19 protein-coding genes are annotated in these 22985 nt (G+C 73.1%); 11 read left to right on the top strand and 8 right to left on the bottom strand.

Translation table 11 applies throughout. The features are described from left to right. Positions 1-43: 43 nt before the first annotated feature. From ACZZ97_RS05195 to ACZZ97_RS05170, 6 genes are all read left to right on the top strand, one after another. Entirely contained in the window at positions 44-3574 is a 3531-nt protein-coding gene (locus ACZZ97_RS05195; protein ID WP_463472475.1) for a DNA polymerase III subunit alpha, read from the top strand. Between the two features lie 45 nt (positions 3575-3619). After that, positions 3620-4642, top strand: coding sequence for a glutathione S-transferase family protein (locus ACZZ97_RS05190; RefSeq protein ID WP_314104276.1), 1023 nt, complete (start codon positions 3620-3622; stop codon positions 4640-4642). Further along, the gene (locus ACZZ97_RS05185; protein ID WP_463472474.1) at positions 4639-4974 is read left to right on the top strand and encodes a TraR/DksA family transcriptional regulator; all 336 of its coding nucleotides are present in this window, start codon (positions 4639-4641) and stop codon (positions 4972-4974) included. Before ACZZ97_RS05190 ends, ACZZ97_RS05185 begins: the two co-directional genes overlap by 4 nt. Before the next feature lie 647 nt (positions 4975-5621). Then, a complete protein-coding gene (locus ACZZ97_RS05180; RefSeq protein ID WP_463472473.1) occupies positions 5622-6992 on the top strand; it encodes a GAF domain-containing protein in 1371 nt (456 codons plus the stop codon). A 54-nt stretch (positions 6993-7046) separates the two neighbouring features. Further along, positions 7047-8588 (top strand): acetaldehyde dehydrogenase ExaC, encoded by a 1542-nt coding sequence (gene exaC, locus ACZZ97_RS05175; RefSeq protein WP_463472472.1) that lies wholly within the window; start codon positions 7047-7049, stop codon positions 8586-8588. After that, on the top strand, positions 8588-9040 hold the full coding sequence (locus ACZZ97_RS05170) for a DUF779 domain-containing protein (RefSeq protein WP_463472471.1): 453 nt from the start codon (positions 8588-8590) through the stop codon (positions 9038-9040). Before exaC ends, ACZZ97_RS05170 begins: the two co-directional genes overlap by 1 nt. 19 nt (positions 9041-9059) lie before the next feature. Here the strand turns inward: ACZZ97_RS05170 and ACZZ97_RS05165 are convergent, their stop codons facing one another. After that, positions 9060-9734, bottom strand: a complete 675-nt coding sequence (locus ACZZ97_RS05165) for a hypothetical protein (protein ID WP_463472470.1) — start codon at positions 9732-9734, stop codon at positions 9060-9062. Between the two features lie 88 nt (positions 9735-9822). On the opposite strand from ACZZ97_RS05165, the gene rplU reads away from it, so the two are divergent. The 4 genes from rplU (at position 9823) to ACZZ97_RS05145 (ending at position 12935) form a co-directional block, all read left to right on the top strand. Next, positions 9823-10134, top strand: a complete 312-nt coding sequence (rplU, locus tag ACZZ97_RS05160) for a 50S ribosomal protein L21 (RefSeq protein ID WP_123546218.1) — start codon at positions 9823-9825, stop codon at positions 10132-10134. Between the two features lie 38 nt (positions 10135-10172). Further along, positions 10173-10442 carry a 50S ribosomal protein L27 gene (rpmA, locus tag ACZZ97_RS05155; protein WP_123546220.1) on the top strand — a complete coding sequence of 90 codons (270 nt, stop codon included), beginning with the start codon at positions 10173-10175 and terminating at the stop codon, positions 10440-10442. Between the two features lie 134 nt (positions 10443-10576). Then, on the top strand, positions 10577-11752 hold the full coding sequence (locus ACZZ97_RS05150) for an alcohol dehydrogenase catalytic domain-containing protein (protein ID WP_314104287.1): 1176 nt from the start codon (positions 10577-10579) through the stop codon (positions 11750-11752). Between the two features lie 217 nt (positions 11753-11969). After that, a complete protein-coding gene (locus ACZZ97_RS05145; protein ID WP_463472469.1) occupies positions 11970-12935 on the top strand; it encodes a phosphodiesterase in 966 nt (321 codons plus the stop codon). A 90-nt stretch (positions 12936-13025) separates the two neighbouring features. Here the strand turns inward: ACZZ97_RS05145 and ACZZ97_RS05140 are convergent, their stop codons facing one another. Then, the gene (locus ACZZ97_RS05140) at positions 13026-16175 is read right to left on the bottom strand and encodes a GH92 family glycosyl hydrolase (RefSeq protein WP_463472468.1); all 3150 of its coding nucleotides are present in this window, start codon (positions 16173-16175) and stop codon (positions 13026-13028) included. Positions 16176-16413: 238 nt separating this feature from the next. Then, on the bottom strand, positions 16414-17220 hold the full coding sequence (locus tag ACZZ97_RS05135) for an oxygenase MpaB family protein (RefSeq protein ID WP_463472467.1): 807 nt from the start codon (positions 17218-17220) through the stop codon (positions 16414-16416). A 59-nt stretch (positions 17221-17279) separates the two neighbouring features. On the opposite strand from ACZZ97_RS05135, the gene ACZZ97_RS05130 reads away from it, so the two are divergent. Then, complete coding sequence (locus ACZZ97_RS05130) at positions 17280-17819, top strand: NUDIX hydrolase (RefSeq protein ID WP_463472466.1); 540 nt, start codon at positions 17280-17282, stop codon at positions 17817-17819. Here ACZZ97_RS05130 and ACZZ97_RS05125 read toward each other — a convergent pair. The 5 genes from ACZZ97_RS05125 to ACZZ97_RS05105 form a co-directional block, all read right to left on the bottom strand. Then, a complete protein-coding gene (locus tag ACZZ97_RS05125; protein ID WP_463472465.1) occupies positions 17816-19447 on the bottom strand; it encodes a stealth conserved region 3 domain-containing protein in 1632 nt (543 codons plus the stop codon). The two genes, ACZZ97_RS05130 and ACZZ97_RS05125, sit on opposite strands and share 4 nt — an antisense overlap. A gap of 161 nt (positions 19448-19608) precedes the next feature. Further along, positions 19609-19989 carry a DUF6804 family protein gene (locus ACZZ97_RS05120; RefSeq protein WP_463472464.1) on the bottom strand — a complete coding sequence of 127 codons (381 nt, stop codon included), beginning with the start codon at positions 19987-19989 and terminating at the stop codon, positions 19609-19611. A gap of 136 nt (positions 19990-20125) precedes the next feature. Continuing rightward, on the bottom strand, positions 20126-20710 hold the full coding sequence (locus ACZZ97_RS05115; protein ID WP_463472463.1) for a GDSL-type esterase/lipase family protein: 585 nt from the start codon (positions 20708-20710) through the stop codon (positions 20126-20128). A 409-nt stretch (positions 20711-21119) separates the two neighbouring features. Continuing rightward, the gene (locus tag ACZZ97_RS05110) at positions 21120-21320 is read right to left on the bottom strand and encodes a hypothetical protein (RefSeq protein ID WP_463472462.1); all 201 of its coding nucleotides are present in this window, start codon (positions 21318-21320) and stop codon (positions 21120-21122) included. Then, positions 21317-22978 (bottom strand): SDR family oxidoreductase, encoded by a 1662-nt coding sequence (locus ACZZ97_RS05105; RefSeq protein ID WP_463472461.1) that lies wholly within the window; start codon positions 22976-22978, stop codon positions 21317-21319. The genes ACZZ97_RS05110 and ACZZ97_RS05105 overlap by 4 nt, the downstream gene beginning before the upstream one ends. Between the last annotated feature and the right edge of the window lie 7 nt (positions 22979-22985).

Raw genomic sequence — 22985 nt, 5'->3', positions numbered from 1 at the left:
CCTCGGCCGGGAGGTCCGACGAGAGAAGCACCGAGGCAGCACGATGCGTTTCACCCACCTCCACGTGGCGTCGTCGTTCAGCGCGCACTACGGCACGACGCCGCCGGCGCAGCTCGTCGAGCACGCCGCCGCCCACGGCGCGGACGCGCTGGCGATCACCGACCGCGACGGCCTCTACGGGGCGATCCGGCACATCGGCGCCTGCCGGGCGGCGGGCATCGACCCGATCGTGGGCGTCGAGCTCGGCTGCGTCGACGACACGGCCGACGAGGGCGGCCGCGGGGGCGGCGGCGCCGAGGAGGCGGGGGGCACGTCGGCAGGCGCCGGTGCCGGGACCAGGGCGGGCGCCTCCTCGGTCGACCGGATCGTGGTGCTCGCGCACGGGGCTGGCGAGGGGCGTCCGGGGGCGGGCTGGGCGGCTCTCTGCCGGTTGATCAGCGCCGCTCACGGCCGGGCGACGAGGCGGGTGAGCGGCAGCGCGAACAGCGTCGCGACGATCCCGCGGTCACGGCTGCGGGCGTTCCTCCGCGGCGACGAGGGCGCCGACGCGACGGTGCTTCTCGGGCCCGACTCCGACGTGGGCCGGCTGGTCGCCGAGGGGCGGCACACGGCCGCGGCGGCCTCGCTCGCCGCCTGGGCGCGCGAGCTGCCCGGCGGCGTGGCCGTCGAGGTCGTCTGCCACCTCACCGAGCCGGGCGAGAGCCGCAGCGTGCGGCACGCGGCGCGCATGCTCGAGCTGGCCGAGCACGTCGGGGTGCCCGCCGTGCTGACCAACGCGGTGCGCTACCTCGACCCCGACGGCGCGGTCACGGCCGACGTGCTCGACTCGGCGGGGCACCTGGCCCCTCTGGGGGCGTTCACGCCTCAGCCGAACGCGCAGGCGTCGCTGAAGCCGGGCGACGAGATGCGCGCGCTGGCGACCCTCGTCGCCGACGCCTCCTCGTGCCCTCGCCGCGCGGCTGAGGAGATGCTCGCCGAGACCGAGCGACTCGCCGACCGCTGCCGCCTCGACCCCGACGCCGACCTGCGCTGGCGCCGGCCGAAGACGCCCGAGCTCAGCGCCATCGGCGTCGACGGCGACCCCGACCAGGTGCTGTTCCGCCGGGCCGAGGCGGGCGTCACCGAGCGCTTCGGCCACGCCGACCAGGCGCTGCGCCGCACCGTCGACGAACGGATGCGCTACGAGCTGGGGATCATCACGGGCTTCGGCTTCGCCAGCTACTTCCTCACCGTGGCCGACGTCTCGGCGCTGATGCGCGACATGCGGGTGCGGAACGCCGCTCGCGGGTCGGGCGCGGGCAGCTTGGTGACCTACCTGCTGCGCATCTCGAACGTCGACCCGATCGAGCACGACCTGCTGTTCGAGCGGTTCCTGGGCAACAAGCGCGAGACGCTGCCCGACATCGACATCGACGTCGAGTCGGCCAGGCGGCACGAGATCTACCGGGCGATCTTCGACCGCTACGGCAGCAACCGGGTCACCCTCATGTCGATGCAGTCGACCTACCGCGGCCGGGGGGCGGTGCGCGACGCCGGCCAGGCCCTCGGGCTCGACGACGACCAGATCGACCTCGTCGCGAACAACGTCTGGCGGTCGAACGCCCGCGACCTGCGCACCGCCATGGCCGAGAAGCCCGAGCTGCGGGCCATCGCCGACCTCGCCCGGCAGAACGGCCAGATCGACCTGCTCGTCGACCTGACCGAGCGGCTCGACCGGCTGCCCCGGCACATCTCGATGCACCCGTGCGGGGTGATCCTCGGCGACTCCGACCTGCTCAGCACGACTCCTGTGCAGCCGAGCGGCATCGGGCTGCCGATGAGCCAGTTCGACAAGCACGACATGAACGACGCGGGCCTGCTGAAGCTCGACGTGCTCGGGGTCCGGATGCAGAGCTCGATGGCGTACGCGCTCGACGAGATCGAGCGGGTGAACGGTGCCCGCGCCGCCCTGGCCGGCGGACTCGCCGTCGACGTCCCCTACGTCAACCGGCAGGGGCGAGTCGAGCTCGACGAGATCCCGCACGACGACGAGCCCACCTTCGAGGCGATCCGCACCACCCACACCCTCGGCATGTTCCAGATCGAGAGCCCCGGGCAGCGCGAGCTGATCGGCAAGATGCAGCCCGACCGCTACAGCGACCTGATCGCCGACATCTCGCTGTTCCGCCCCGGCCCGATGAAGGGCAACATGGTCGCGCCGTTCCTCGACACGAAGCACGGGTTCCAGCGGCCCGACTACCTGCACCCGAGCTTCGCGCCGTTCCTCGACGACAGCTACGGCGTGGTGATCTACCACGAACACGTGCTGCGCATCCTCGAGGCGACGATGGAGGTCTCGCTCGCCGAGGCCGACGAGATCCGCCGGCACATGGGCAAGGGCCAGGACGACGCCCTCGAGGTCGAGTTCCGCAGGCGCACGACCGGGAACGTCGACGACGACGGCAGGAGGCGGTTCACCGACGCCCAGGTCGACAAGATCTGGGCGGTGCTCAAGGGGTTCGGCTCCTTCGGCTTCTGCAAGGCCCACGGCGCCGCGTTCGCGCTGCCCACCTACCAGACCGCCTGGCTCAAGACCCACTACCCGGCGGAGTTCCTCGCCGGGGTGCTGACCCACGACCCCGGGATGTACCCGAAACGGCTGCTGCTGACCGAGGCGCGACGCATGGGCGTGCCCGTGCTGCCGCTCGACGTCAACGCGTCGACCGACGTCTACAGGGTCGAGCGGGTGCGCGCCCCGGCGACGCCGATCGCGCCCAGCCGCCCGGGCGACCTCGGCATCCGCCTGTCGCTCTCCGACGTGCACGGCATCAGTGACTCCGAGCTGGCCCGCGTCGTCGTGGGCCGGCCCTACGAGTCGATCACCGACTTCTGGCAGCGGGCCACGCCGTCGCGGCGGCTGATCGAGCGGTTGGCGCAGGTCGGCGCGCTCGACTCCCTGGCCGGCCCAGGGCGGACGAGGGGCGACGTGCTCGCCCGTGTGCGGTCGCTGACGCAGCGCACCGCACGGCCACGCGCCTCCGACGTGCAGAACCAGCTCGACTTCTCGGTCGACGACTCGGCGGAGGTGCCCACCGGCACCCCCGACGTGAGCCTGCGCGACAGGGTGGGCGACGAGCTCGACATCCTGTCGATGGAGGTCAGCGAGCACGTGATCGAGAGCTACCGCCCGATGCTCGACGACCTCGGCGTCGTCCGGGCAGCCGACCTGCGAGACCACTGGAACGGCACCACCGTGCTCGTCGCGGGCATCCGGATCGCCACCCAGACACCGCCGATGCGCAGCGGCAAACGGGTCGTGTTCATCAGCGTCGACGACGGCACGGGCTGTGCCGACGCGACGTTCTTCGAGGAGGCGCAGGCGAGGTCGGGGCCGCTGCTGTTCGGCACGAAGCTGCTGCTGATCCAGGGGCGGACCAGGCGCACCGGCGAGCGCGGCATCTCGCTCGAGGCCGAGGCCGCCTGGGACCTCAAGGCGATGTGGCGCGACTGGCAGGCGGGCCGTGCGGCGGCGGGCGCGGCCGGAGCGGCCCCCGAGGGGCACGAGCTGCCCGACCTCTCGGACGCGTCCGCGTGAGGCTCCCGGCGGGGCTCTCGGACGCTTCTGCGTAGGGTGGCGGGCATGAGCGACGAGCAGCAGGCGAAGGGCACGTACGTCGAGCCCGGCCAGGAGTACACCCGCGACACGAACTACATCGAGGACAGGATCACGCGCGACGCCGTCGACGGCTGGCCCGTCGAGGCCGGCCGCTACCGGCTCGTCGCCGCCCGCGCCTGCCCCTGGGCCAACCGCACCGTCATCTCGCGCCGCCTCCTCGGCCTCGAGGGCGCCATCTCGCTCGGCCTGCCCGGCCCGACCCACGACGCCCGCAGCTGGACCTTCGACCTCGACCCCGACGGCCGCGACCCCGTGCTCGGCATCGAGCGGCTGCAGGAGGCGTTCTTCGCCCGGACCCCCGACTACGCCCGCGGCATCACCGTGCCCGCGATCGTCGACGTGCCGACCGGCAAGGTGGTCACCAACGACTTCCCGCAGATCACCCTCGACTTCGCCACCGAGTGGACCGAGCACCACCGCGAGGGGGCGCCCGAGCTCTACCCCGAGCGCCTGCGCGGCGAGATCGACGAGGTGAACGCCGTCGTGTTCCGCGACGTCAACAACGGCGTCTACCGCGCCGGGTTCGCCGGCTCGCAGAAGAGCTACGAGCGGGCGTACCGCACGCTCTTCGAGCGCCTCGACTGGCTGTCCGAGCGCCTCGCCGGGCAGCGGTTCCTCGTCGGGGACACGATCACCGAGGCCGACATCCGCCTCTTCACCACCCTCGCCCGCTTCGACGCCGTCTACCACGGCCACTTCAAGTGCAACCGCTCGAAGCTGGCCGAGATGCCGGTGCTCTGGGCCTACGCCCGCGACCTGTTCCAGACGCCCGGCTTCGGCGACACGATCGACTTCGCCCAGATCAAGGCGCACTACTACGTCGTGCACAGCGACATCAACCCGACGGGGATCGTCCCGGCCGGTCCCGACCCGTCGGGCTGGCTGACCGACCACGGTCGCGAGCAGCTCGGCGGGCGGCCGTTCGGCGACGGCACTCCCCCGGCCGCGCCGCCCGAGGGCGAGCGGGTGCCGCCGCTCGTAGCGTGACCGACCCGACCGAGCAGCTGCGCCGGACCCGCGACGAGGCGCTCGCGCTGGCCGAGCGACTGCTGCGCGACATGGAGGCGGTGGCCGAGGCCCGCGAGGGAGCCAACGTCGACGACGAGCACGACCCCGAGGGCTCGACCATCGCCTACGAACGGTCGCAGCTCGACGCGGTCCGCCGCTCGGCCCTCGAGCGCGCCGTCGACGCCGAGGCAGCGCTCGGCCGGCTCGCCGACGGCACCTTCGGCCGCTGCGCGCGCTGTGCAGCGCGGATCGGCGAGGCGCGGCTCGAGGCCCGGCCCACCGCCCGCCTCTGCATCGACTGCGCCCGCTGACCTCCTGCCCCTGCCCCCGGTCCGCGGCCGCCCACCGCGGCCGTCGGCAACTCCTGCTCTCTGCCCTGCCTCGTGCGTCGGCAACTCCTGCTCCCTGCCCCGCCTCGTGCTCGACTCGCCCGCCGCGGCGCCTGCCGCCAGCACCAGTCAGGAGTCGCCGACACGGCGCATCCCCTGTCGACAACTCCTGCTCCCTGCTCCGCGCCGCACTCGACGAGCCCGTCAGGGCGCCCGCCCCGGATCACCGGTCAGGAGTTGCCGACACGACGCATCCCCTGTCGACAACTCCTGCTCCTTGCGCGGCGCAGCGCTCAGTAGCCCGGCGACACCGCCCGCGGCGAAGCACCTGTCAGGAGTTGCCGACGCGGCGCGTTCCCCCGTCGGCGACTCCTGGTCCGTGCTGCGCGCGGGGCGCGGCGGCGCAGAGGCGCCGCCACCCGCGGCGCACCCGTCAGGAGTTGCCGACACGAGCACGACCCCGCAGCCAGGGGCGCAGCGCGACGCGCGGGGCACGCAGAGTCCGGCGCGCGGGTCGGCACCCGCGGCACTTCCGCCGCGAGCGGCCGCGACGTAGGCTGCCGACACCACGGCGACGATGCCGGGCCCGACGGCCCTGCCGACGCCTCCGCTCGACGACGAGGGGCGACATGGCAGCGGCGCGACCCGACCCGCCGACCGCTCGCGCGTCCCGCGGGGCCGCGCGCCGGCTCCTGCTCGCGGCGTCCTGGCAGCGGGCCGCCGACCAGCGCGTCGATCCCGACGCGCTCCCCCTGCTCGAGCTGCCCGACGACGACCTGGCCTCGTGGCGTCGCGAGCACCCGCTCGCGCTGCTGCTGCCGGTCGTCCAGCGCCTCTTGCTCGACGACGTCGAGGGCAGCGGCCTGCTGGTCGCCGTCGGCGACGAACGCGGCCGCCTGCTCTGGGTCGAGGGCGACCGGGAGGCACGACGCCGGGCCGAGTCGATGCTCTTCGTCGCCGGGGCCGGCTGGGCCGAGTCGAGGGTCGGCACCTCCGCGCCCGGCACCGCCCTCGAACTCGACCGCGGCGTGCAGGTCAGGGGGCCCGAGCACTTCTCCCACCTCGTCCAGGAGTGGAGCTGCACCGCCGTCCCCGTGCACGACCCCGCCGACGGCCGCCTCATCGGCGTGGTCGACATCACCGGCGACGACCGTGCCGCCGGCGAGCAGACGCTGCCGCTGCTGCGCGCGACGGTCGCCGCGATGGAGGCGGAGCTCGCCCTCTCGAGGACGCGGTCTCCCCGCCGCGTCGGCACCGGCGCAGGCGCCGCCTCCAGCTCCGGCTCCGCCTCCGGCACCGGCACAGCCCCCCGCGATCGTTCCCGCCCAGCCCGACGTCCGCGGGCCCGCCAGACCGGTCCGGCGACGCCGGCACCCCCGCGGCTCGACGTGCTCGGCCGTGACGAGGCGGTGCTCCACGCCGGCGGGACCGCCACGACGCTGAGCGCCCGGCACTCCGAGCTCCTCCTCCTGCTCGCCGCTCGGCCGGCGGGGTGGTCGGCCGAGGCGCTGGCCGACGCGATCTGGGGCGAGCGCGGCGCGGTCGGCACGCTGCGGCCCGAGCTCGTCCGGCTCCGCCACGTGCTCGAGGCGGTCGCCCCCTCGCTCGTGCCGACGTCGCGGCCGTACCGGCTGCCAGCGAGACTGGCCACGGACGCCGACGAGGTCGTCCACCTGCTCGACCGCGGAGCGCACCGTGCCGCCCTGCGCGCCGCGACGGGTCCGCTCCTGCCGGGCTCGTCGGCCCCGGGCGTCGAGCGCCTCCGCGGCGACCTGGCACGACACCTCGGGGAGTCCCTTCGCACCTCGGGCTCGGTCGACGTGCTGCTGCAGTGGGTGGCCACCGCCCAGGGCGCCGACGACGAGCCGGCCCGCCGTGAGCTGCTGCGGCTGCTGCCGCCCCGGTCGCCCCGCAGGGCGGGTCTCGTCGCGGGCGTCGTCGAGGGTCCCGCAGCGGGTCGAGACGCGCAACGGGACGCAACGTCCGCCGACCTACCCTGACCCCACGGGCCGCGCGATCCGTGGCCTCCGACACCGTCGTCGAAAGGGACAGCCATGACCGTCACCACTCCCCCGAGCACCTACGCGCAGCCCGGCCAGCCGGGCGCCGCCGTGCAGTTCGCGGCCCGTTACGACCACTTCATCGGGGGCGAGTACGTCGCCCCCGCGAGCGGGCAGTACTTCGAGAACCCGAGCCCCGTGAACGGCAAGCCCTTCACCGAGGTCGCCCGGGGCAACGCGCAGGACGTCGACCGCGCCGTCGAGGCGGCGTGGCGAGCGTTCGACTCCTGGAAGCGCACCACCATCGCCGAGCGCTCGATCGTCCTCAACAAGATCGCCGACCGGATGGAGGCGAACCTCGAGATGCTGGCCGTCGCCGAGACCTGGGACAACGGCAAGCCGATCCGCGAGTCGCTGGCCGCCGACGTGCCGCTGGCGATCGACCACTTCCGGTACTTCGCCGGCGCCATCCGCGCCCAGGAGGGCTCGACCGGCGAGATCGACGGCGACACCGTCGCGTACCACTTCCACGAGCCGCTCGGCGTGGTGGGCCAGATCATCCCCTGGAACTTCCCGCTGCTGATGGCGGTGTGGAAGCTCGCCCCTGCCCTCGCCGCGGGCAACTGCGTCGTGCTGAAGCCGGCCGAGCAGACCCCTGCGTCGATCCACGTGTTCATGGACCTGATCAAGGACCTGCTGCCCGCCGGCGTGCTCAACATCGTCAACGGCTTCGGCGTCGAGGCCGGCGCTCCCCTGGCCAGCCACCCGAACATCCGCAAGATCGCCTTCACCGGCGAGACGACCACCGGTCGGCTCATCATGCAGATGGCCAGCGAGAACCTCATCCCCGTCACCCTCGAGCTCGGCGGCAAGAGCCCCAACGTCTTCTTCGCCGACGTCGCCGACGAGCAGGACGACTTCTACGACAAGGCGCTCGAGGGCTTCTCGTTCTTCAACCTCAACTCGGGCGAGGTCTGCACCTGCCCGTCCCGGGCGCTCGTGCAGCAGTCGATCTACGACCAGTTCACGGCCGACGGCATCGATCGGGTGAAGAAGGTCAAGCAGGGCGACCCCCTGTCGCTCGACACGATGATCGGCGCACAGGCCTCGAACGACCAGCTCGAGAAGATCCTCAGCTACATGGACATCGGCAAGCAGGAGGGCGCGACGCTGCTGCTCGGCGGCGACCGCGCCGACCTCGGCGGCGACCTGACCGACGGCTACTACGTCAACCCGACGATCTTCGAGGGCAGGAACTCGATGCGCATCTTCCAGGAGGAGATCTTCGGCCCGGTCCTCAGCCTCACGAGCTTCTCGGACTACGACGACGCGATCAAGCTCGCCAACGACACCCTCTACGGCCTCGGCGCCGGCGTGTGGAGCCGCAACGGCGCCCAGCTCTACCGGGCCGGCCGCGACATCCAGGCGGGCCGCGTCTGGTCGAACACCTACCACCAGTACCCCGCGGGGGCGGCGTTCGGCGGCTACAAGCAGTCCGGCATCGGCCGCGAGAACCACAAGATGATGCTCGACCACTACCAGCAGACCAAGAACCTGCTGGTCAGCTACGCGGACGGCCCGATGGGCTTCTTCTGATGGACACGGCAGCGAAGGAGGCGCGAGTCGGCCCCGCCGACCCTGCCCCGGCACCTGAGGCGGTCACCCCGCCCTCCCGGGTCGACGTCTCCGCGGAGGCGGCGGCGTTCCTCGTCGACCTCACGGCCAAGCACGGTCCGCTGATGTTCCACCAGTCAGGCGGCTGCTGCGACGGCTCGTCGCCGATGTGCTACCCGGTGGGCTTCTTCAGGGTCGGCGCGGTCGACGTCCACCTGGGCGACCTGCACGTCGACGGTCTCGACCCGATCGAGGTGTACATGTCGCGCAGCCAGTTCGAGTACTGGAAGTGGACGCACCTCACGATCGACGTCGTCGCGGGCCGGGGCGCCGGCTTCTCGGTCGAGTCGCCCGAGGGGCGCCGGTTCCTGACCCGGTCGCGCATGCTCGACGACGCCGAGCAGGCCGCCCTCGGGCTCGTCCCGGGAAGCTGATCGAGAGGGCCCCGCAGGCCTACGGCGTCTGCGCCGCTGCCACCCCGCCCTCGGCGGGCGGCAGGGCGTAGACGCCGTGGCCGGTCCGCACGATGACGCCCTGCCGCGCCAGGACCGAGAGGGTCGAGAGCACGCTCGAACGGCGGTAGCCCGGCAGTGCGTCGACGATCCCGGTGGTGCGCAGGGCCCCGGCCCGGAGCACCTCGGGCAGCCGCTCGGCGAGCGACTCGCCCGACGAGCCGCTTCCGGTGTCCTGCTGCCCGTCGCCGGCCGAGGCCGGGTCGGCCGCCGCCTCGGCGGCGTACTCGGCGCGAGCCTGCGCCAGCCCCTCGGCGGTGACCCGCGTCGTGGCTCCGTCGGGCCCCGCGGCCTGGGCGTACGGGGCGAGCGTCAGCGACCGGCCGACCCGGCCGTGGACCGCCGACGCGCTGGTGCCCTGGTGCTCGGCGATCTCCGGGTAGGAGGCGCCGCCCAGCAGCAGGACCGCCTCCCCCTCGAGGGCCAGCCACTGCCCGAGGCTCGCGATCTCCCAGCCCGCCGCCGTGACGGCGGAGCCCCAGACCTCGATGTCGTCGCCGTGCTCGGACGTGAGGGCGTGCAGATCGGCCAGCAGGTCCACGAGGCGTCCCCGGGCGTCGTCGACGATCTCGGCCGTGAACTGCGGCGGGCGTCGAAGTTTGATCGGTCGTGACATCTGTGAAAGACTATCCAAGTTGCCCGAGCGGCAGCGCGACGTCGTCCGGCGATCCGGACGTCACACCCCAATCTTCCCAGGAGTTCCCATGGCATTCGCAATCGTGCGCGCCGGCGGCCGTCAGGAGAAGGTCGAGGTCGGGACGATCCTGACCGTCGACCGCCTCAAGGCCTCGGCATCCGACACCGTCTCGTTCGTCCCCGTCCTGCACGTCGACGGCGACACGATCCTCACCGGCGACGACCTCGCGAAGGTCACCGTCGAGGGCGAGGTCCTGAACGACCTCCGCGGCCCGAAGATCGTCATCCAGAACTACAAGAACAAGACCGGCTACAAGCGTCGCATGGGCTTCCGTGCCGACCTGACCCGCGTCAAGATCACCTCGATCACCACCAAGTAGCACCGCGACGCCGAAGACATCCCAGGAGCTGACACCACATGGCACACAAAAAGGGCGCATCGTCCACTCGTAACGGCCGCGACTCGAACGCACAGCGCCTCGGCGTGAAGCGCTTCGGCGGCCAGGTCGTCCTCGCCGGCGAGATCATCGTCCGCCAGCGCGGCACCCACTTCCACCCCGGCGCCAACGTCGGTCGCGGCGGTGACGACACCCTGTTCGCCCTCGCCCCCGGCGCGGTCGAGTTCGGCAACAAGGGCGGCCGCAAGGTCGTCAACATCGTCGCGACCCAGGTCGCGGTCGACGCGTAGCACCCGGTCCCGCGCACGCGCGGCATCGTCCGACGGCGGTCGTCCCCTCACGGGGCGGCCGCCGTCGTCGTGTCCCCCCGGCTTGTACCCTCCCGGTCCAGGGCGCTCCCGGTCCCCCGGCGTAGACGGGACGGATGAAGGCTCTCACCTACCAGTCCATCGCCGACGTCGCCGTCACCGAGGTGCCCGACCCCACCATCGTCGACCCGACCGACGCGGTCATCAAGGTCACGTCCGCCGCCATCTGCGGCAGCGACCTGCACCTGTACGACGTCTTCGACCCGTACCTCGACAAGGGCGACGTGCTCGGCCACGAGACCATGGGCGTCGTGACCGCGGTCGGCTCCGCTGTCTCGCGCATCCAGGTCGGCGACCGGGTCGTCGTCCCGTTCGTCATCGCCTGCCGCGAGTGCTTCATGTGCCAGCGCGGCCTGTTCTCGCAGTGCGAGACGACCCAGGTCACCGAGTACGGCTCGGGCGCGACCCTGTACGGCTACACCAAGCTCTACGGCCAGGTGCCCGGCGGCCAGGCCGAGCAGCTGCAGATCAAGCTCGCCGACGCCAACCTCGTCAAGGTGGGCCACGACCTCCCCGACGAGCGCTACCTGTTCCTCAGCGACATCCTCCCCACCGCGTGGCAGGGCGTCGAGTACGCGAACGTCCCCGAGGGGGGCACCCTCGTCGTCCTCGGCCTCGGGCCGGTCGGCCAGTTCGCGGCGCGCATCGGCGTGCACAAGGGGTTCCGCGTCATCGGCGTCGACCCCGTCCCCGAGCGCCGCGCCATGGCCGCGCGCCACGGCGTCGAGGTGCTCGACCTGACCAAGGACGTCTCGGACGTCATCAAGGGCATGACCGACGACCGCGGACCCGACTCGGTCGTCGACGCGGTCGGCATGGAGGCCCATGACCACGGCGGCGTGAGCATGGTGCAGAAGTTCGCGGCGGCGCTGCCCGACAAGGTCGGCCAGGCCCTGATGCAGAAAGCCGGCGTCGACAGCCTCAGCGCCATGCACCTCGCCTTCGAGGTCGTCCGCCGCGGCGGCACCGTCTCGCTCAGCGGCGTCTACGGCGGCACCGCCGACCCGACGCCGTTCCTCACGCTCTTCGACAAGCAGATCACCATCCGCATGGGCCAGTGCAACGTCCACCAGTGGATGGACACCCTGATGCCCCTCGTCGAGGACCCGGCCGACCCGCTCGGCACCGAGGACCTCACGACGCACCCGGTGCCCCTCGACCGCGCACCGGAGATGTACGAGCTCTTCAAGAAGAAGGAGGACGGCTGCATCAAGGTCGTCCTCAAGCCCTGACCGACCGCACCATCCGCTCACCGGGCCGGACACGAGAGCCGAGGAGGCGCCTCCTGCGCCCCCGGCCTCGGGCCCGGCCCTGAGTTCGCCCACCGTTCACCGGAACACGCAGGTCCGTTCACCCCACACGGAGCTACCGGATGATGGACTGGTGTCGAACACACAACGAGGGTCCCGATCCCGAGGCCCCCGTCGGTGACATCGAATGAGAGCACTCATGGATCTCCGGACGGCCGAGCACCCCCGGCCCGATCACTTCGTCCTGCACCTCAGCGACACGCACCTCGTCGGAGGCGACGGGCCCCTCTACGGGGCCGTCGACAGCGAGGCCCGCCTCGGCCAGATCGTCCGCGAGATCGAGGCCTCGGGCGTCCGCCCCGAGGCCATCGTGCTGACGGGCGACCTCACCGACAAGGGCGAGCCGGAGGCGTACCGCAAGCTCCGAGCACTGCTCGAGCCGGCCGCCGAACGACTCGGCGCCCAGGTCATCTGGGCGATGGGCAACCACGACGAGCGCGGGGCGTTCCGCGAGCAGCTCTTCGGGCAGCTCCCCTCCGACCGCCCCGTCGACCTCGTCTACGACGTCAACGGCCTGCGCGTCATCACGCTCGACACGAGCGTGCCCGGGCACCACCACGGCGAGCTGACCGGCGCCCAGCTCGACTGGCTGGCGGAGGAGCTGAGCACGCCCGCCCCCGACGGCACGATCATCGCCATGCACCACCCGCCCGTCCCCTCCGTGCAGGACCTGAGCGTGCTCGTCGAGCTGCGCGATCAGGCCTCGCTCGCCGAGGTCATCGAGGGCAGCGACGTGCGCACCATCATCGCCGGCCACCTGCACTACTCGACGACGGCGATGTTCGCGGGCGTCCCCGTGAGCGTCGCCTCCGCCACCTGCTACACCCAGGACCTCAACTCGCGTCTCGGCGGCACCCGCGGCCGCGACGGCGCCCAGTCGTTCAACCTCGTGCACCTGTACCGCGACACGGTCGTGCACTCGGTCGTCCCGATGGGCACCTACGACACCGTGGGCGAGCCGGTCTCGGCCGAGTCCACGGCGGAGCGCCTCGCCGTCGCCGGCGTCCGCATCGAGCCCGCCGCGCCCCGGCACCGCCGCACCGACACGGCGCCCGTGCCCCTCGTGCGCGACCTCGCGCTGACGGGCCCGATCGACACCCTCTGAGCCCGCGCGGCCCGCACGGCTGCCGAACGACGACGCCGCCCCCGGTCTCCCGGGGGCGGCGTCGTCGTCAGCGCAAGCCGACAGGGCCGATCAGCGCGTGCTGAGCCGCCGCACACGCCACGACCGGCGCACGAGCAGGGCACCGAGGAGGAGCGCCGTCAGCGCCGCCGCCACGAGCGCTCCGAGGGGGCCGGCTCCCGTGAAGGCGAGGGCCCCGCGGTCGGCGACGGTCGACGACGGACCGTCGGAGGCGGTCCCGTCGCCCGGGGACCCGGGCACGGTGCCTGCTCCCTGGCCGGCGCCGTCGCCCCCGCCGCCCGGCGGGTCGCCGGGCAGCACCGGGGCGACCTCGACCGACACGGGCACCGCGAGCGAGGCCGGGGCGAACGGCACGGGCGCGAACGGCGGCAGGTCCGCCGCGCTCGACACCGTCACCGTCGCGGTGCGGACGCCGGCCACGTCGAAGGCCCGGGTCGTCGTCACCAGCCAGGTGTCGCCGTCGGGGACGACCGTGGCCGGGGCCGCGACGCCGTCGTCCCACTGGACCTGCGCCTCCATCGCGGTCGCCTCGGTCGCCAGCACGGCCGGCGTCGGGGTGACGCCCGACGACGCCGGGAAGGCCGGCGTCACCGGGGTCAGCGACGCTCGGGCGAGCCGCAGCTCGACCGTGCGGCCCACCTCGGCCGGCACGGTCTGCCCGTCGATCGGGGCGAGGGAGAGCTCGGCCTGGTCCGGGGCCGACACGCTCGGGACGGCGTCGTCCGGCCCGGTGCCCCAGGTGAGGCCCTCGGGCGACGAGGCGAGGTCGAAGACCAGCTCGGCGCCGTCCTGCAGGTCGGTCGCGTCGAACCAGGTGCGCGTCTGCGGCACGCCGTCGACGCTGAGGCCGCGGACGTAGCGGGGCGAGTCGCCGGAGGCGGCGGGCGCGGACACCGACACCTGCGCGCCGTCGTCGAGCGTGATCGTCGCCGACAGCACCCGCGGCGCGTTGACGGCCATGATGCCCGAGCCGGGCTCGACCGGCATCATGCCGAGCGAAGCCAGCACGTACCAGGACGAGAGGGTGCCGAGGTCGTCGTTGCCGACGCCTCCGCCAGGCGTGTCCGGGAACCGGTTGAGGTTGGCGGCCAGCACGTCGTTGACCTTCGCGGGCTCGCCGACGAAGTCGTAGAGCCACGGGTCGATCAGCATGGGCTCGTTGCCCGGGTTGTAGCCGATGCTCGAGTAGTAGTCGCTGCCGCCCTCGGCCCAGCTCGCCGGCGAGACGCCCGGCGCGGCGCGCAGGGCCGGCAGGTCGACGTACTGGTCGAGGCGCGCGAGGAACGCCTCACGACCGCCCATGGCGTCGACGAGGCCGGGGACGTCCTGCGGCGCCATCCACTGGTAGTGCCACGGCGTGCCCTCGTGGAAGCCGGACTCCTGCACCTCGGCGAGCTCGGGCGCGGAGTTGAAGGCGCCGTCGGGCCCGACGGCGTTGACGATGCCGGTGAAGCCGCCCGTCAGCTCGACGTCGGGATTCCACAGGGTGCGCCAGTTGCGTCCCCGCTCGAGGAACGGCGCCGCCTCGTCGTCCTTGCCGAGGCGCTGCGCGGCCGCGCCGATCGCGGCGTCCGCGAGGGCGAACTCCATCGTCGCCGAGCCGCCGTGGCGGTACTCCTCGAACTGCCCGCCCAGGCCGCCGCCGTTCTCGGCGTACCAGGGCACGTGCCCGTTCTCGAGGTAGAACTCGGCGCTCTGGCGACCCACGGAGGCGACGCCCGCCGGGGGCGCGGTGGTCGCGTTCTCCGTCAGGAATCCCCAGAGCTCGTCGTGGATGTCGTCGGGCACCGTGCCCAGGGCGAAGTTCTCCGCCAACCAGGGCGACACCGGGTCGCCGGCCATGATGTTGGTCTCGAGCGCACCGAGCGACCACCGGGGCAGCCAGCCGCCCTCGATCCTCGCGCGGTGCATCGACCGCACCACGTCCTCCGCCCGGTCGTGCTCGAACAGCGCGTGCAGGGTCGCCTGCGTGCGGTAGGTGTCCCAGAGGGAGAAGCGCTGGTAGTAGGTCCACCCGTCGGCGACGTGCTGCTGCAGGTCCATCCCGAGGTAGCGGCCGTCGACGTCGCTGCCGATGGTCGGCGAGAGGAGGCTCTTGTAGAGCTGGGTGTGGAAGACCCGCAGCTGCTCCTCGGTCTCCGTCGTCACGTCGAAGCGGCCGAGCGCGTCGTCCCACTCCGCCGCGGTCGAGGCGCGCACGGCGTCGAAGCCGAGACGCTCGCCGTCGACGGTGGTCTCGGCGACGCGGTTGCCCCGGGCTCCGTCGAGGTCGACGAACGAGACGCCGACGCTCAGCTCGACCGTCCGGTCGGTCGTCGTGTCGAACGTCGCGGCCGCGCCGTTCAGGCCGACGTCGACGGCGCTCGCCTCGGACTCGGGCACGAAGGTGCCGTCCGTCCCCCACGTGCCGCGCGTCGCGGCGGGACGATCGAACTCGGCGCTGAAGAAGTACCGCACGGAGTCGTCGGTCCCGCCGCAGAAGCCGCCGTTGTCGACCCAGCCCTCGACGGTGCGGTCGTCGACCCACGTGACGCTGCTGGCGCCCGCATCTCGCAGGGTCTGGCCCACGTTGACCGAGACGGAGCCCGTGGCGCCCTCGGGGAACGTGTAGCGGTGCTCGCCGACGCGTGTCGACGCGGTGAGCTCGACCTCGACGTCGTCGGCGAGGAGCGCCGTGTAGTACCCGGCGGACGCCTGCTCGGTGGTCGCCTGGTCCTTCAGCGCGACGGCCGTCCGCTCGGTGAGGGGCGCGTCGCCCGCGCTCGGGGTGACGAGCACCTCCCCCGCGGCCGGGCAGCCGGCGCTGTTGACGTGCTGGTGGCTGAAGCCCCAGACCTCGCCGGCGTCCTTGCTGTACGACGTCGAGGCGTACGAGGCCGTGTTGTCGGGGCTCAGCTGCACCATGCCGAACGGCGCCGTCGCGCCCGGGAACGCGTTGCCCTCGCTCTCGGTGCCGACGAAGGGGTTCACGAGCGCCGACCGGCCCGTGTCGGGGGCCGAGACGCCGACGCCCGGGGCGGGAGCGGCCTGGGCCGGCACCGCGGCGAGGCCCGTGAGGGCGCCTCCGCCGACGGCGACCGCGAGGGCGGTGAGGGCCGCGGCGACGCGACGGCCGTGCGGGCGGGAGCCCGACGGGGACGGGGACGGGGACGGGGAACGACCCTGACGTCGTCCCGGGGCGGGGGTGATCGGGTGGGGCATGGGGGCGTTGTCCTCCTCGACGAACGGTCCGCGCCTCCTGCTCGCCCGGGTGCACGTCGGCGTGCACCCGACCGGACGACGACGTCACGGGGCGGCACGGCACGGGGCCGACAGCGGGAGGGCGTGACTTGTCTACCACGAGACGTACCCCGGACGAGACTCGTCGGGGTACGCCGACCGGCGGGACCGGCGCAGGTCGCCGGCACTCCCGGGCGGCTCGGTGGCCCTCTCGTCCGGCTCAGCCGCGGGCGAGGTATGCGCGCAGCCGGCGCAGGTAGTGGTCGCGGAGCACGTGCCGCAGGCGAGCCGGCAGCCGCGGCACGACGAGGCGGCAGAGCAGCAGCACCGCGCCGAACGCGCGGGCCCGGGCGGGCCCCCACGGGAGCCGGAACGCCTCGCGCAGGCGATCCGGCAGCAGCCCCGTCGTCACGAGCCGGGCGAGCGGCATCGCGAGCCGCAGGGCCAGGGGCACGGCCCGCGGGTGCAGCAGCTGGTGCGCCACGTCGCGCGTGACGTCGTCGACGACGAGCTCGTCGAGACGCTCGTCCCACCAGGCGCGGAAGGTCTCCCGGTCGGCGGGCCAGGCCCCCGGGGGCAGCTGCAGCGCGGTCCCCACCAACTCGTAGTCGCGGTACACGGCCTCGGACGCCGCGACGGGTCCGTAGACGCGCTCGTACAGGTCGATCGCCGAGTCGTAGAGCGTCGCCGCGACCCAGAGCTGCAGCTGCGGGTCGTGTGCGTCGTACGCCACGGACGAGGAGGCGTCGCTCCGGACCGGCTCGTGCGCCCGGTCCACGAGACGGCGCACCGCCGCGGACTCCTCGTCGCTGCCGTAGACGATCGCGTAGAGGTAGGTCATCGTGCCGTGCAGGCGCTGCAGGGGCCGGTCGACGAAGTCGCTGTGCTCGGCCACGCCGTGGCCGACGCCCGGGCACGCGAGCTGGAGCAGGATGGCGCGTCCGCCCGCGCCGAGCAGCAGGGCCTCCCCCGCCATGTCGCGGATGCCGCGCACGTCGCGGCCCCGCCTCACCTGGTCCTCGTGCACCGGGCCAGCCTAGGGCGGCGGCCCGGGGAGGCCGCCGGGTGCGTCGCTAGGCTCTCGGCATGGCCACCCCCGACTTCGTCCTGTCCCTCCGCGAGGCCGTCGGCACCGCCCCGCTCTGGTTGTCGGGCGTCACCGCCGTGGTGACGAGAGGCGACGACGTGCTCATGGTCCGTCGCTCGGACACCGGGGCGTGGACGCCGGTCACCGGCATCGTCGACCCGGGCGAGCACCCTGCCGACGCCGCCGCCCGCGAGGTGCTCGAGGAGGCGGACGTGACGGCCGAGCCCGTCCGTCTCGCGGCCGTCGGGGTGACCGGGGTCGTCACCTACCCGAACGGCGACCAGGCGAGCTACCTCGACCACACCTTCGCCCTGCGCTGGGTCTCGGGCGAGCCTGCCCCGGCCGACGGCGAGAACACGGAGGCGCGGTGGTTCCCCCAGGACGCGCTCCCGCCGATCAGCGACGAGATGCGCAGCAGGATCGACGCCGGGCTCTCGGACGAGCCCGGCGCCCGGTTCACGGCGGCGGGCGAGCTCCGGGGCGGCGGCCGGCGCCGGGACGACGTCGGCGGGCCTGCCGGCGCGCGATCCGCCTCCTAGGACTCGATGCTGCCCTGCGGGCCGTCGGCACGCAGCGTGCGTCGCTCCTGCTCGGCGGCCTCGCGGGCGACCCGGTCCATCTCGGCCTGCTCCCACGGCGCCGCGAACGGGAAGTAGCGCTCGAGGAAGTCCGTCACCGTGTCGGTGCGCTCCTCGTCGGTCACCTCGGGGAAGCTGCCGTCGTTCAGGCAGAAGAAGTCGAACGAGCGCTTCTTCAGGACCTCGGACAGCGACGCGAGACCGGAGACCATCGTGGTGTCGACGTAGCCCGCCTTCGCGTTCTCCTGCAGGATCGCCCGACCGGTCATCAGCGCGTAGTAGTGGTAGAGGGAGTTGGTGACCGAGATGTTCTCCTTCGCGCGGAACGGGCTGGCGCCCGTCGCGGCGAAGTCGTCGGCGAACTCGTGCTCCATCTCGAACAGCACGCTGCGACGCAGCGGCGCGGCGGTGTGCTCGAGGTGACGCGTCGTGACCCGCCCGAAGCGCTGCTGCAGCAGGCGGCGGTTCACCCGGGCGGCGTTCTCGAAGCCGCTGCGCTCGGGGTTGTTCAGCCCGAGGCCGATGCGGGTGTCGGCCTCGATGAACTTCGACACCGAGCCGGGCGAGAAGAACATCGACGGCGCGACCGGGCGACCGAAGAACATGTCGTCGTTCGAGTAGAGGAAGTGCTCGCTGAGGCCCTCGATGTGGTGCAGCTGCGACTCGACGGCCTGCGAGTTGTGGGTCGGCAGCCAGGAGAGGTCGGAGAAGAACTCCTCGCTGCGGACGACGCGGACCCGGGGGTGGTCGCCCAGCCACTCGGGCACGGGCGAGTCGGTCGCGATGTAGATGTTCCGCACCCACGGCGCGAACATGTAGACCGAGCGGAGCGCGTACTTGAGCTCGTCGATCTGACGGAACCGCGCGGGGGCGTCGTCGCCCTCGCCGACCACGTGGCCGTTCGCACGGGCTGCTCGCGCGCGCTGGTACTCGACGGAGTTGCCGTCGACCCACGAGAAGACGATGTCGACGTCGAAGGTGATGTCCGTGGCGTGGTCGTCGAACATGTGGGCGAGGGTGGGCCACTGCATGCCGTAGCGCTCGACGGTCTCCTCCACGGCCTCGGAGCGCGGCAGATCGGTGCGCATGAGCGCGTTCTCGACCGGGACGAGGACCTGGTCGTCCGTGAGGATCCAGAACTCGACCTGGACCGCGGTGCCGGCGCCGTAGCGCAGGCGCCCGATGGGCTCGACGCGCGGGCGGTAGAGGCGGAAGATGCGCTCGTCCTCGTCGAGCAGGCCGCCCTCGGACACGAGCACGGCCTGGCCCTTCGGGGGCTTGGCGTAGAAGGGCTCGGTCGCGGCCGCCCCGGTCATCGCCTCGGCGAAGGCGTCGCGGTGGACCGTGTCGACGGCGATCACGGGACGGACGTCGTTGCCCCGCACCAGCAGGAAGGGGACCTCGGCCTCGTCGAGCACCCGACGGATGAAGAGCAGATCTTCGATCATCGACTGCTGCGGGGTGAGGTGGCCGTTGAGGAGCGTGAACTGCCCCTTGCGGACCACGACGTCGTCGCGGTCCAGACCACCGGCTCGGGGACGGGGCGTCAGGAGCGGACTCTCCGTCGTTCCGGTGATCTCGGTGACCATCTAGGCTCAACTCCCTGTGCTCGCCTCGGGCAGGCTCGTGCACGTCGACACCCAATTTAGCGGTCCGCGGAGCGGGCCGTGTGCAGGGGTGCTGGCGGTCCGCGGAGCGGGCCGTGTGCAGGGGTGCTGGCGGTCCGCGGAGCGGGCCGTGTGCAGGGGTGTCAGCGACGGCGTCCGCGGACGGGACGACCGCCTCCGGTGCCCCGTCCCGCCTCGGAGTTCGGCACCTTGGTGCGGACGCCCGCGACGATGAAGACGACCGCTGCAGCGAACTGCATCGCGGCCCAGGGCTGACCGCTGAGGGGCACGACGACGACCGGGTTCCAGAGGACCGCGATCGCGCCCAGCAGCGCGACCGCCCACCAGGCCCGCCCTCGCCAGGCGAAGACCGCCATGATCAGGGCGAGGATGGCGACCACGTAGCGCACGACGGTGAAGGTGCCGGAGTCGAGCAGGAAAGCCCCCACCGTGAGCACGACGGCGCCGAGCAGGCCGGGCGCGAGGGCCGGGCGGAGGAAATCGGGGGCCTGGGGCGTGGGCACGGAGCCGCCTCTCGTCGATGTCGGGCACGATCGTGCCCGGGAGAGCCTAGCGACGGGCGACGTGACGCACCCTGGACGCGGCGACGCCCCCGGGACGACGGGTCGTCGAGGGGGCGTCGAGGCCGAGCGGCGGCCCTCAGTCGATGTCGTAGGGGACGTGCAGCACCGTGAGCGGCCGGCTCATCGGCGGCTCACCGCGGAGGCGCTCCAGCCCGGGCAGGAGCTCGGCGACCCAGGCACGGTAGCCCTCGTCGCTCAGGTGCACGCCGTCGGTGGTGAAGTCGGGGCGGAGAGCCTCGCCCGACTCGTCGGCCAGTGCCGGCCACAGGTCGAGCCACTGGGCCCGGACCGTCGACGAGAACTGGCGGAGGTGCCGGTTGGCGTCCTGGATGCGCGGCGCCTGGTCGGCGGTGCGCGGCAGGATCGACTGGAGCAGCAGGCGCGTGCCGGGCAGCTCGCGGCGCATCGTCACCATGAGCGACTCGACGCCGCGGACGACCTGCTCGACGGTGCGTCGGGCCGTGAAGTCCTCGTTGCCGATGAGGAGCACGACTGAGTCGGGACGCGCCGCGACGACCTCGTCGAGGCGCTCCGTCAGGCTCGCCGTGGTGTCGCCGTCACGGCCCAGGGCGACGACGTCGTCGTCCGGGAACCAGGCCGACCAGTCGCCGCCTGCCGTCGTGCTGTCTCCGACGAAGACCAGTCTCTCGCCGTGCGCCATGGGTACCTCCGGGTGGTGTCGATGTGCCGAGGGGCCGGACGGCCCCCGGCGTGTCGTCTCGGGGAAGCGTACCGCTCGCGGGCTGCGCACGACCCGGGCGGCCGGCGGATCGCCCCGGCCCGCGGCGAGCATCACCAGCGAGCACGGCGGCTGGGTGCAGGCAGCGGCGGGTTCCCGTCGTCCGCGGCGGGCTACCGTCAGCGGCGGCGGGTAGGTGCAGGCTGCGGCGGGTTCCCGTCGTCCACGGCGGGTCCGCGCCCACCCGCCGTGGGGCACAGGAACCCGCCGACACCGACCGCACTCAGACGACCGGGTGCACGGGAGGCGGTCGTGCCGGAGGTGCTCAGGGCCGACCATGCAGATGGCCGACGGACACAGTCCGCGACAGGCGAGCGGCGCGCGCGGCGGCTCAGCGGCGGAAGCGGCGAGGCCGCCGGGCGGCGACCCGGTCGAGCGCGTGCCGGACGCTCGGCAGCAGCACGACGAACGACACCACCACCACGAGCACGCCGAAGGCCACGCCGAGCCAGAGGGGCACCGGCGACCCGGCCCCCGGGTCGGCGGGGTAGAGCGGCGTCGGCGTGACCGCGACGAGGGCCGCGGCGATCACGGCCGGGCTGCGCCGGCCTGGGCGCTCACGCCAGCACCAGCACCAGCACCAGCACCAGCACCAGCACCAGCACCAGCACCAGCGTCGCCCGTTCCAGAGCCAGAACCCGAGGCGTCCCGTGCGGCGGTCGCCGTGATCCGGCGCAGCATGCCGCTGAAGATCACCCCGTGGAACGGCAGGATGGCGAACCAGTACAGTCGGCCGCCGAGCCCGTGCGGGAAGAACACGGCGCGCTGGCGGTAGTGCGAGCCGCCGCCCTCGCGCGGGGTCACGCGCATCTCGAGCCACGCCCCGCCCGGCGCCTTCATCTCGGCACGCAGCCGCAGCAGCCTGCCGCGCTCGAGCGTCTCGACGCGCCACCAGTCGAGCGCGTCGCCCACCCGGAGCGACGTCGCGCTGCGCCGCCCGCGACGGAGCCCCACTCCCCCGACGAGCCGGTCCATCCAGCCGCGCGCGGCCCAGGCGAGCGGGAACGAATACCAGCCGTTCTCGCCGCCGATGCCCTCGACGACGCGCCAGAGCGCCTCCGGCGACGCGGTCGAGTCGGTCTCGCGGTCGTCGGTGTAGACCGTGTGACCCGACCAGTCGGGGTCGCTCGGCAGCAGGTCGCTGGGGGCGCCGGCGACCGACGAGTCCTGCCAGCTCGTCTCGACCTCGCCGTCCTTCTCGCGCTGCAGGGCCAGCCGCACGGCGGCCCGGTAGCGCAGGAGCCCTTCGGCGGGCGGCGGCACGACGTCGTCGATGTCGCTCTCGCTCACCACGCAGTCGTACTGCAGGGAGGCGATGATCGGGATCGCGAGGGCGCGCGGGATCGGCGTGACCAGGTTCACCCACTGTGAGGCGAGCCAGGGCGTGAAGACGGGCAGGGAGGCGATCGGGCGCTGCGCGAGGCCGGCCTCCAGCGCGTAGCCGTTCATCATCTGGCCGTACCGGAGGACGTCCGGCCCGCCGATGTCGAAGGTCCGGTTGACGTCGGCAGGCACGTCGGCCGAGCCGATCAGGTAGTGCAGCACGTCGCGGACGGCGATCGGCTGGATGTGGTTGCGGACCCACTTCGGCGCAGGCATGTAGGGCAGGACGTCGGTGAGGTGGCGGATCATCTCGAAGGACGCGGAGCCGGACCCGATCACGACACCGGCCTGGAGGGCCACGGTGGGCACCCCGCTCGCCAGGAGCACGTCGCCGACGTCGCGGCGGCTCCGGAGGTGCTTCGACAGCTCCCCGTCGGGGTGCAGGCCCCCGAGGTACACGATGCGGGCGACCCCGGCGTCGCGGGCGGCGTCGGCGAAGACGTGGGCGGCCTCGGCCTCGGCCCGCTCGAAGTCGCCCTTGCTGCCCATGGCGTGGGCGAGGTAGTACGCCACCTCGACGCCGTCGAGCGCGACGCGGACGGACTCGGGGTCGGTCAGGTCGCCCTGGACGACCTCGACGTCGCCGGCCCACGGCACGTCGACGAGCTTTTCGGGCGAGCGGACGAGCACGCGGACGTCGGCTCCGGCCTCGACCAGGCGCGGGGTGAGGCGGCCTCCGATGTAGCCGGTGGCCCCGGTGACGAGCACGCGGCGGCGCGAGACCGCCTCGTCCGTGTCGCGGGTGACGTCGGTGGCCACGGGCGCCTCGGGGGGCGCGGTCGTCGTCGGGTCGTTCTCAGCAGGCATGGACACG

The sequence above is a fragment of the Frigoribacterium sp. AC512 genome, assembly GCF_979258295.1.
This window is presented reverse-complemented; position numbering and strand designations above follow the sequence as displayed.